Annotated in this window: 11 protein-coding genes; 4 read left to right on the top strand and 7 right to left on the bottom strand. The window is 39.0% G+C overall.

All coding sequences use genetic code 11. The annotated features are described in order from the left end of the window. The first annotated feature begins 420 nt into the window (after positions 1 to 420). Positions 421 to 810, top strand: coding sequence for a CidA/LrgA family protein (locus BIV59_RS20100; RefSeq protein ID WP_071353245.1), 390 nt, complete (start codon positions 421 to 423; stop codon positions 808 to 810). Then, positions 785 to 1462 (top strand): LrgB family protein, encoded by a 678-nt coding sequence (locus BIV59_RS20105; RefSeq protein ID WP_071353246.1) that lies wholly within the window; start codon positions 785 to 787, stop codon positions 1460 to 1462. Before BIV59_RS20100 ends, BIV59_RS20105 begins: the two co-directional genes overlap by 26 nt. A gap of 158 nt (positions 1463 to 1620) precedes the next feature. On the opposite strand, the gene BIV59_RS20110 is transcribed toward BIV59_RS20105, so the two are convergent. The 5 genes from BIV59_RS20110 to BIV59_RS20130 all read right to left on the bottom strand — a co-directional run bounded on the left by BIV59_RS20110 (position 1621) and on the right by BIV59_RS20130 (position 7886). Then, positions 1621 to 2832: an ROK family transcriptional regulator gene (locus BIV59_RS20110; protein WP_071353247.1), complete on the bottom strand. Its 1212-nt coding sequence runs from the start codon at positions 2830 to 2832 to the stop codon at positions 1621 to 1623. A 183-nt stretch (positions 2833 to 3015) separates the two neighbouring features. After that, positions 3016 to 4779 carry a glycoside hydrolase family 2 protein gene (locus BIV59_RS20115; protein ID WP_071353248.1) on the bottom strand — a complete coding sequence of 588 codons (1764 nt, stop codon included), beginning with the start codon at positions 4777 to 4779 and terminating at the stop codon, positions 3016 to 3018. Positions 4780 to 4795: 16 nt separating this feature from the next. Further along, complete coding sequence (locus tag BIV59_RS20120) at positions 4796 to 5626, bottom strand: carbohydrate ABC transporter permease (protein WP_071353249.1); 831 nt, start codon at positions 5624 to 5626, stop codon at positions 4796 to 4798. 6 nt (positions 5627 to 5632) lie between these two features. Continuing rightward, a complete protein-coding gene (locus BIV59_RS20125) occupies positions 5633 to 6523 on the bottom strand; it encodes a carbohydrate ABC transporter permease (protein WP_071353250.1) in 891 nt (296 codons plus the stop codon). 97 nt (positions 6524 to 6620) lie between these two features. Continuing rightward, on the bottom strand, positions 6621 to 7886 hold the full coding sequence (locus BIV59_RS20130; RefSeq protein ID WP_071353251.1) for an ABC transporter substrate-binding protein: 1266 nt from the start codon (positions 7884 to 7886) through the stop codon (positions 6621 to 6623). A gap of 301 nt (positions 7887 to 8187) precedes the next feature. Here BIV59_RS20130 and BIV59_RS20135 point away from each other — a divergent pair, with 301 nt between their 5' ends. Then, the gene (locus BIV59_RS20135) at positions 8188 to 8472 is read left to right on the top strand and encodes a hypothetical protein (protein WP_071353252.1); all 285 of its coding nucleotides are present in this window, start codon (positions 8188 to 8190) and stop codon (positions 8470 to 8472) included. A 251-nt stretch (positions 8473 to 8723) separates the two neighbouring features. Here the strand turns inward: BIV59_RS20135 and hxlR are convergent, their stop codons facing one another. After that, complete coding sequence (gene hxlR, locus BIV59_RS20140; protein WP_071353253.1) at positions 8724 to 9089, bottom strand: transcriptional activator HxlR; 366 nt, start codon at positions 9087 to 9089, stop codon at positions 8724 to 8726. 240 nt (positions 9090 to 9329) lie between these two features. On the opposite strand from hxlR, the gene BIV59_RS24285 reads away from it, so the two are divergent. Beyond that, positions 9330 to 9461: a hypothetical protein gene (locus BIV59_RS24285; protein WP_276205157.1), complete on the top strand. Its 132-nt coding sequence runs from the start codon at positions 9330 to 9332 to the stop codon at positions 9459 to 9461. A gap of 39 nt (positions 9462 to 9500) precedes the next feature. On the opposite strand, the gene BIV59_RS20145 is transcribed toward BIV59_RS24285, so the two are convergent. Continuing rightward, entirely contained in the window at positions 9501 to 9875 is a 375-nt protein-coding gene (locus BIV59_RS20145) for a nucleotide excision repair endonuclease (RefSeq protein ID WP_071353254.1), read from the bottom strand. Positions 9876 to 10133 lie beyond the last annotated feature (258 nt).

Genomic DNA, 10133 nt, shown 5'->3' on the forward strand with positions numbered 1-10133 from the left:
ATTGTAGTGTAAAGCGAGAGATTAGCGGGAAGGTGAGACCCCGCAAGCATTGCTTTAGAGGTTCACCGCCCCGCGGAAATCGAGACTCCTGGAGCGGAAATCAAATTCTTGTTCAATAACAACAAAGTTTACGAAAACACCAAAGAGGCTTCCTATTCATTCACTCATTACTAAAGTGAATAGTTTTTATATAATATATGTATTTTACGAATAACAAGAATAAGGGTACATTAGTAACAGCAGAATTAAAGTAATTTCTAATAAGCTCCCTCATTAATTTTATTGAAGGAAGGTCAGACATCAATTTTTCGTTTACTTTGAATCTGCGTATCTATATCACATGATTAATGAATAGATTTAAAGAACTATCGCATTATTTGTGAATATATTCACATAAAAAAAGAAAGTTGGTTTTATAAAATGAAATGGCTATGCAAAGTGCTGCAAATCATTTTTATTTCACTTTTTCAGGCAGCCGGAGAGATTATATCCGGAGTCCTGCAGCTGCCTATTCCAGGAAGCATTGTTGGATTGCTGCTATTATTTTTATTTTTGCAGTATAAGTGGTTTAAAATCGAATGGATAGAGCTTGGAGCATCCCTTCTTATAACTGATATGATGCTCTTTTTTATCCCCTCAGCGGCCGGCATCATTCAGTATAAGACTATCCTGGGGCTTCAAGGAATAAAAATCATGCTGGTGATTGCGTTAAGTACCCTGCTAGTCATGATTTTTACAGGCGGAACGGCAGAATTACTGTCAAAACTAAGAAAGGGTGGTAAGAATGGGAATTCTCCATCAAATCATTAGCATTATTATAACGATAATGATTTACATGGTGTCAAAGAAAGTATATAACCGGTGGACGGTACTCCTCTTTTCACCTATATTGGTTTGCCCGATTGTCCTAATCATGCTGATCACATCATATCATAGTTCATTTTCTGCTTATAATGAAGGGGCTCAGTGGCTGACAAAATTATTGGGGCCAGCCACAGTCGCTTTTGCAGTCCCTATGCATAAACATTTTCAGCTGCTGAAAAAACATGGTGCTGAAATCATTCTTAGCCTGGCAGTTGGGGCGCTTACGGCAATTAGCTCTTCATTCTTATTGGCACAATGGATGAAACTTAGCCCTTTTCTTATAAAAAGCCTTGTCCCGCGTTCAATCACCACTCCAATCGCTATGAATATATCTTCATCTATTGGCGGGGCACCTGCCATGACAGCTGTATTTGTCATCATTACAGGATTAACCGGAACCATGTTAGGTCCAGTATTAATCCGGTTAACTTCTATCCGGACCCCTCAGGCAATGGGGCTGCTGCTAGGAATGGGAGCACACGGTGCAGGAGCATCAAAGGCTTATGAAATTGGAGAACTGGAAGGTACATTTGCCAGCTTGGCCATTGTAATGGCTGCCATTATCAGCATTATAATGGTTTCTGTTATTTTCCATTAAAACAAAGTCAGCTGCCGAGGGGCATACAGACCCTACTTACATTTTTGCTTATATAAGTCTTTCCTGTATTATGATAAAGAGCTGTTTTTCTTTTAGCTGCTTGCCTTTCATATAAGTCAGCAATGAACTTTTGAAGAGGGTTAATCGTCAAAAAATCCTTATTCAGCTGCAAATAGTTTACGCAGGATGATGGTAACTGCCCCAAGGACCATTCCCTTTTTCCCTAATTTTGAGCAGACGACTGGAATTTCTTCATTTGAACTTCTTAATGTGTATTTTCCAATCATTTCCTTAAGTGGTGAGAGTATAAAATCACCTTCTTCAAAAACGCTGCCTTCAAGGATAATCTTTGAAGGTTTTAGTATATTAATTAAATTGGCCGCAGCCAGTCCCAGTGATCTGCCGCTTTCTTCTAGTATGGACTGTGCTAATTGATCTCCATCCCCTGCTGCCTTAAAGACCATCTTGACTGTAATTTCGCTGTCCTTTTTCCACTCGCGCAAAATCGTATCACTGCCAGAATCCGATTCTTTCTCTGCCTTATTGATAATGGCCAATTCAGAAGCGTACGCCTCAAGACATCCATTATTGCCGCACTGGCAGCGGGGACCGTTAATATCCACAATGGTATGCCCTATTTCTCCAGCAGTATTATATGAGCTTTTATAAATATCGTTATTTATGAAGATCCCTGAACCGATTCCCCTCCCGACACTAAGGCATACAAAATCAGAGACACCCTTTCCATCCCCGAACCAGCTTTCTGCATATGCCAAAGCACGTACGTCATTTTCGACCATTACAGGCAAGCTGAATTCCTTTTCCAAGATTTCCTTTATTGGAATATTTTCAAGATGCAAGTGAGGGGAAAAAATGGCCAATCCTTGTTCGGGATCTACAAGGCCATGCATAGCGAAACCAATTCCAATTATAAGATCACGCTTTGCAGAGGTTTCATCCAGCACATGCTGGATGCATTCTTTAACCATTTGCATAAATTGATCTTTGGAAGGAAGCTTATTGATTTCCTTCCTGTATTCAAAAATAACACTGCCATTCATTGTAGTGAGGATTACACTAATGACCTCAGCAGCAGCATATACGCCTATAATAAAATGTGCACTATAATTAATTCGAAGCATGATGGGCCTTCTTCCCCCTGCTTTCGAACTGTTCGATTGTTCTTCTGTGATGAGATTTTGATCGATTAATTCATTTACAAGCGACCCTACTGTGGGAGGTGTCAGCTTTGTTATTTTTGCAATTTCTGCTCTAGAGATTGGCTCTCTTAAGCGAATCACATTTAAAACGATGGATTGATTCAGTAATTTCATCCCTTCAAAACTTCCTGTTTTCGGAATATAATTCATATCTATCACACCTTTTTCTATTATTATCTAAATTATATCCTGAAACAATGAACACCTGTGGTATCAAAAAATAAGTCCCTCCCTGAGAATACTGCACTTGTGAATAAGAGGCAATTACTTATGAAAAACTGCTGGCAGGATTTCTAAAAAAACCTTGTGCACTTTAGACACAAGGTTTTTTCATTACTTATGGTCATTGATTTCTTTTATTTTGCTTAAATCGCATTTAGGTTCACGATCATATGTAAGCAATCCGTTGATTTCCTGTTCTACATCTGTTAATTGTGTGTAGCAGAAACCCTGGATAACTGGGCTTTTAAATAAAGCCTCAGTGACCTTTCGATATTCTTCAATTAAATCGCCGGATGTTTGCACAGCAGAATATCCCCATCCGTCCTGCTGGTCTTTTTTATAGGCGATTCCTCCATACTCTGTAATCAGAATAGGTTCTCCTCCATAAGAGAAACCGTTTGCATAAATGACACGGTCAGCCGGTGTTGTACTAACGGCTTTTTCTGCTGAGGTGTATGCCTTTTCCATTTCTTCAGCGCTTCTGTAATTATGAATACCGCAAATATCTGAAATGGTATGTTCCCATCCGTCATTAGATAGAACAGGGCGTGTTTGGTCAATTGATTTAGTTTGCCAGTACATCGAGGTAGCATGTGCCTGCTGCTGCTGGTCATATGCCACTCTGGATATTCCCCAGCTCTCATTTAAAGGAAGCCAGACAATTATGGAGGGATGATTGTAATCACGCTTTACAACATCAAACCACTCAGTCGCCAGGCGCCTTGCAGCTTCTTCACTGTATTCAGAAGCATTGGCCATCTCTCCCCAAACAAGGAAACCCAGCTTATCAGCCCAATATAAAAAGCGGGGATCTTCAACTTTTTGGTGTTTTCTGGCACCATTAAAGCCCATTTCCTTTGCAAGCTCGATATCCTTCTTTAAGGCATCTTCATCAGGAGCTGTTAAAAGGCCTCCGGGGAAGTATCCCTGATCCAGTACAAGCTTTTGATAATATGGCATATTGTTAAGCATAAATACTCCATTTTCAATCGATACCTTACGCATTCCAAAGTAGCTGCCAATTTTATCTAAAATCTTTTCACCGTCTTTTAAAATCAGTGTTACATCAAATAAGTTAGGGTTTTCCGGGGTCCAGTACCAGCCCGGGCCATGTATGTTGCTTCGGTCTGTAGACCGGTTCCTGAGGTTATAACTGCGTTTATTGTAGGAGTTAACCACATGTGTCTGGTCAAATACGATTTTTTCATTATTGAAAGAAATCTCTGCAGTCAAATTCAGATTTTCCGGCAGGTCACCTGTTATTTCAAACTCAAGTTCAATGTCACCCCGGTCAATTTGGGGTGTCCATCGTAAAAAGTCAATTCTGGCAGTATCTGCAGGTTCCATCCAGACGGTCTGCCAGATGCCAGTAGTCCTTGTATAGAAAATAGATTCAGACTTTTCATGCCAATATTGCTTTCCCCTTGGGATAGTAACATCTTCAGAAGGATCCTCAACACGAACTGTCAGGTCATTCATACCGGAATGTCCATCTAAGAGGTGCGTGATATCGGCAGAGAACGGTGTATTTCCGCCTTCATGAAAAACAGCCATTTCACCATTAATATACACCCAGGAACGATAATCCACTGCACCAAAATGAAGGATGATTTTCTTTTCTTTCCATTCATCTGGAACAGAAAAAACTCTATGATACCAAACAACATCATGAAAAGAGGAATCGTGGATGCCGCTTAACTCTGTCTGGTATGCAAAGGGTACTGTGATTTCATTTCCCGTTGGAAAATCCTTATGCCATTGTTTTAATAGTCCCTGATTTCTATCATCAAAGGCAAAGTCCCATTGACCGTTTAAATTTAACCAATTTTCCCTGACCAGCTGCGGTCTTGGATATTCATTACGAGGTATAGTCATGTTTTTCAATCCTTCCTTACTTAATTCCTGATTGTGTTACTCCTTTAATGAAGGAGCGCTGGCCGATAATAAACAGGACGACTGCCGGAACGGTTGCAATGGATGTCAAGGCCATCAGTTTACCAGGCGAGGAAACAAAGCTTCCCTGCTGCATGATCGCTATTCCTGTTGTAATTGTCCTCATTTCAGGAGAATTCGTTGTAACAAGCGGCCATAAGAAGTCATTATAAATCCCCATAAATGTAAAGATGGCTAAAGTCCAAATGACTGGCCTTGCGGATGGCAATACTACTTTCATGAATACCTGCCATTTATTTGCACCATCAAGAAAGGCTGCCTCTTCCAATTCCTTGGGGAATCCTCTGAAATATTGAAATAACAGAAATACACCAAAGGCATTTGCTGAATACGGAAGAATTAATACGGCATATGTATCCAGAAGACCCATTTTATTAAATTCCATGTAAAGCGGCAAAAATGTTATGACCCATGGAATGGTTAAAGAACCGATAAACAAACCAATCAATAGTTTTTTAAATGGAACGTCTAAACGCGCGAGTCCATAGGCTGCCATGGTATCAATAACAAGGACAATAAGCGTCCCGGCTATACCGACGAAAAGGGAATTGCCCATCCACTGAAGAACTGGGGTGTCTGAATTTTCTCCCCCAATGCTATATTGATAGTTTTCCAGAGTAAATACTTTCGGGAGCCACTTGATACCTGCTGTAAATGCTTCCTGGTCACTTTTGAAAGAAGTAGCCAGCATCCAAAAGAGCGGGATTAAAAACAACAGCGCAATAATAATTGCCAATATGACAATAAGGGTTTTAAACCATTTTTGCATGCCAATCTACTCCTTCCCTCTGGTAACTTTTAGCTGTATGACAGAAATAATGATCATAATCAGTGCCATCATTAATGACATGGCAGCAGATGTGCCTAATTGCCTTTGTTTAAATGCTTCATCCACAATGTTCATTAATAGGACCTTTGTGGATGTACCAGGTCCGCCCCTAGTCATCAGGAAAGGCTGTCCGTAGACATTAAATGAAGCAATAGTGGAAGTAATGATTACAAATATCATCGTGGGTTTAATACTTGGCAATGTTATATGGCGAAATCTTTGCCAGCGGTTAGCACCATCCAAAGAACCGGCTTCATAGAGTTCCTCGGAAACATCATTAAGTGCATTGATAAAAATCACCATATTGAATCCTATTGTCCACCATAGTGTTGCGGCAACAATGGAAATCCAGGCCCAAGGCATATCTGTCAGCCAAGGGATGCCGGGTATATGCATTTTTTGCAGATATTGATTGATCAAACCGCTGTTTGTATCAAGAAGCCACAGCCAGATGATACCGACAACGGAAACAGAAACAGAATAAGGGATAAAATAAAAGGTTCTGAAGAGACCTTTTATTTTTCCTGGAAGAGTATTGACCAGCAATGCCAGGCCAAGACCGATAAGAACTAATAATGGTACACTGTAAACTACGAATTGAAGCGTGTTTCTAAGGCCTTCAAAAAATAATTTATTTACATAGGAAGAAGGATCAAATATTTTTCCATAATTTGCAAGACCCACGAACTTATGAACCGGATCTAATAAATCCCAGTTATGCAAACTCATCCATGCTCCATATACGATTGGAATTAACAGAAATATGATAAACAGCAGGAAATATGGTAGTACAAATAAGCTCGATGTTAGCTGTGATTTCCAAGTGGTTTTTTGCATCCGCCTCTCCCCCTCTCCTTAATATGACAGCAATTGCTTCGGAACTAAGTCATGAGAGGAGATAAACAGACAGTGATCTGTTCACCTCCCTCATTCATCATTTATTCAGTATTTGCTCAGCTTTTTTATTGGCATCATCCAAAGCCTTTTTCGGATCTTTCTTGCCCAGCAGTGCAAGATTTACTTCTGCCCATAATGGATCAGATATTTGTCCCCAGTTATCAATGCGCGGAGCAAATTTGGCGTAATTGAATTCTTTTGCTACCTGAGGCTGCTGCTTCATTTTTTTGAATTCTTCACTTTGCTCGTAAATCGCTTTAGACGCCGGTGCTTGTCCTGATTTAGCCCATTCTATTGTGTTATTTGCTACATATATCAAGAAATCAGTGGTTCCATCCAATTTCTTGGTATCCTTCACAGAAGCCGGGATAACAAAGTTGTGGCCATTAGCATACACGGCTTGTTCTTTTGTGCCAAGCTGCGGCACAGGTGCTACACCATAATTGATTCCGGCTTTGTCCCATTGCTCCATCATCCAAGGTCCGTTTAACTGCATAGCATTTTTGCCCTGGAGGAAAAGTGTTACTTCACCGTCCTGCTGAACATTTGCAGGAGATACTTTATCTTTTTTGATTAAGTCACTTAAAAAGGTCAAGGCTTCTACACCTTCAGGACTGTTGTAATTTGGCTTGCCGTCTTTAAGCAATTCTCCCCCATTTTGGAAAAAGACAGTAGGATAAATAAATTGATTCGGCCATAATGTAGGAACAACAAAGCCATACTGATTTTTAGAAGTATCTGTAAGTTTCTTCGCATCGGCAACAAATTCTTCCCGGTTAACCGGCGGCTTATTAGGATCAAGTCCGGCTGCTTTAAACAAATCCTTATTGTAATACATGATAAGAGGATGTATATCCAAAGGAATTGAATACTGCTTGCCTTTTATGGAACCTGCTTTCCATGCCGTATCAGAATAGTTTTCTTCTTTCAGGCCTGCTTTTGTTGCTATATCCTTAATATCCTTCAATAAATGCTTGTCTGCGTAATTTGTCAGCTGGTCTGTATGCATAATTAATACATCAGGTGTATTCTTCTGTCCTGAGAAAGCTAAATCCACCGTCTTATAATAATCATTTTGCGGAACAATTTGCATATCCACCTGATATTTTGATTGCGATTTATTGTAGCTGGCCACAATGTTTTTCATACGCGGACCGTCCGCACCAGAAAATGGAGCCCAGAATGTAATTTTTTCTCCGCTTCCTGATTGTCCATTACTGTCATCCTTGCTTGAACATCCAGCTAGAGAACCAAGAGCCAGAGCTGCAGTTAAGGCAAGACCCATCCATTTTTTCCTCTTCATTATTTCTCCCCCTTTGCCAAATTCACGTTACTATGTAACAATTCCCTGCCGAAATCTCTTTGAAAATGATAGTTAATTAAATTAATTAATTTACTATTCTCATTTATATTATTATTGGATTAATATTTTGTCAACGTTTTCATTTCATTTTTTTTTAGCAAAGTACTGTACTTACTTTTGCTTTATTATGCCATTATTCTGTTAAAACAGAATAAAAGATTCTATTATTTCGTAATTAAGAATGTATCCCTATCTTTTTGAATAGTAATAATTACATATCGAAAAAAGGAGGCGGTTAAATATGAATATCTCTTTTTCTGAGCTCCAAACAGCAGCAAAAAGGCTTGATAATCTTCATTCTCTAATATCTACATGGGAAACCATGTCAAATGCTAGTGATACAGAAGTAGAATTGTTAAATGTCATAGATCATTTAACTAGAATTTCTTCTATGCTTTGTACAGTTCTTAAAGATGAGCAGGGTGATGGAACAGAAAATCCAGCAGGCTACATTGCCAAGAAAATAACGATTTCTGAAGAAGCCATAAACTGTTACCTTTTGCAAAAACAGAAATTCCAGCTTTAAATGCCATTGAAGCTCTTAAGGGCTTCTTTTTTATGGTGATTATACTGCCTGCTATTAATAAAATTAAATTGTCTATCAATAGGGCGATAAAAAGTCTTTAAAGATTAATACTGACCGGCTGATTGAAACACTATAATTCTTCACTTTCTGCGGCAGTCTCTCCTCCCCTTCAAATATGCCCTTTTGCAAATTAATGTATTTAACAAAGCCAAAATAAAAAATCTCCGCATGCAGAGATTTTCCTTTGTTATTTATTTAATTGACTTTGATGTGTCTATACTGTTTTCCAGTACTATTTCCATATAATTTTTCCCCCAGCTGTACATGGAGTCAAGGATTGGCATAAGTGTCCAGCCCTGCTCTGTCAGCGAATATTCCACTTTAGGAGGGACGACTGGATAAACCTTCCTTGAAACAATTAAATCTTCTTCCAGCTCGCGAAGCTGATTTACAAGCATTCTTTGGGTTATTCCGGGCATGAGGGCCTTAAGCTCACCGAACCTCTTTGTTCCCTGTTTCCCCAAATGCCACAGTATCAGCATTTTCCACTTTCCGCCTATTACAGAAAGAGTAAGCTCTTTTTCACAGTTAAACATTTTATCTTGCATCCGGGACATGTCTGCACCTCCAGCTATGATGATACCATATAACAGCGATTATGGCGCTGTATAAGAACTGCCCCTTGAATTGTCCAGTTTTGTAAGTTAATCAGGGACGTGTTCCGGGATAAGGATATAGGTTAAATTGTCCAGCTGTGAGACAAAAGAAAACACAAAAAACTTTAAGCGGGATATGAAATAGAGGTATAATAAAGAGGCAACACCTTTAACGATTTCAAAAAAGGGTGGTGACTTTCCATGAAGAATCGAGAGAGAAAGCGTAAAAAGAAACGTTACATTCTAAAAGATTATTTGAATGGAAAACTGAAAAATTGGAAGCCTAAATCAGAAAAAGCGCCTTTGTCAAACAATAAAACAATCGATGAATAGAAACCAGGGAGATGCTAAGGCATCTCCCTGGTTTTTTTATTATCTGAAAAATACTTTATCGATGTTGTATTTCGCTTTTAATTCATTAATAATATAGGTTTCATATATTTCTCTGTCTGTCGGATCTTCCACAATGCATACATCAATTCTGTAAATTTCGGCACGATGGTTTTTAACTGGCGAAACTGAATCTTCAAGATGCTTTTTTACCCGCTGGCGCAGCTTTCTTGCTTTCCCTGTGAAAAGGAGCTCATCATCTTTATTGAAAAACATGAATATTCCGGCTTTGTCCCTTGGTATTTCATGAAGATCAATAAAGCCGCTGATGCTTGGTATTTCATGTTCTCCCTCTTCAGCCTGCTGCTTCCTTTGTTTAATTGAAATGTCAGTTTGCGGTATTTGTATTTTTATCAATTTGTTCACGTCCTCATATTAGTTAAGGATTTATAGTAACACATGACAGCATGAAAATCCATTCGCGCCTTAAGGTTTTCCTTCATAAAACGCTTTTTTCTTTAAGCTCTTCCGTAAGGATTGTCGTTTCCTTAATAACATATTTTTTACTTTTTATGGTATTTTATTTTATAGCAGCCAATTTAACTTATGAAGCAGATTTTTTTAAAAAGGCTGTTTTCGTATACTTTTTTGCTAGGGAACAAGGGGTTGATTTCC

The sequence above is a fragment of the Bacillus sp. MUM 13 genome (assembly GCF_001866725.1).
In the GTDB taxonomy this organism is placed as follows: domain Bacteria; phylum Bacillota; class Bacilli; order Bacillales; family DSM-1321; genus Peribacillus.